The organism is Dietzia sp. PP-33, assembly GCF_033790845.1.
In the GTDB taxonomy this organism is placed as follows: domain Bacteria; phylum Actinomycetota; class Actinomycetes; order Mycobacteriales; family Mycobacteriaceae; genus Dietzia.
This window is the reverse complement of the sequence record NZ_JAMYEI010000029.1, coordinates 1-462: the sequence shown is the minus strand read 5'-3', so window position 1 is coordinate 462 and position 462 is coordinate 1. Positions and strand designations below refer to the sequence as shown.

Annotated in this window: 1 protein-coding gene; it reads right to left on the bottom strand. The window is 62.6% G+C overall.

Translation table 11 applies throughout. The features are described 5' to 3' along the window. Positions 1 to 462: extracellular solute-binding protein (locus NJE57_RS19920; protein ID WP_319030225.1), on the bottom strand; the 462-nt coding region annotated here is incomplete at both ends.

The window sequence follows — 462 nt, the reverse complement described above, 5'->3', positions numbered from 1 at the left end:
GGATGAAGGCGACCTTGTAGTTGAACTTGGCGTTGTCGCGCACGTAAGTGAGCGAGCCCGTCGAGAGCATCATCATCGCGGCATTGCCGGAGATGAAGGAGGTGCTGACGGCCGGGCCGGGCGTGGCGCCGGGCGCGTGGACCTTGTGCTTATAGACGAGGTCGTTCCACCAGGTCAGCGCGCCGAGCATCGAGGGCGTGTCGTAATAGACCTCGCCGCCGAACTCCTCGTTGTAGTAGCGCCCGCCATTGGTCATGGTGAGCGTTTCCATCATCCAGCCGCAATAATCATAGGCGCAGGGGATCGCGATGCCCCATTGCGTGACCTTGTCGCCCTCGCGCTTGGTGAGCTTCTTGGCCCAGTCGGTCAATTCCGCCCAGGTCTGCGGCGGCTTGCTCGGGTCGAGGCCGGCTTCCTTGGCCTTGTCGGCGTTGATGTAGAGCAGCGGCGTCGAATTGTGGA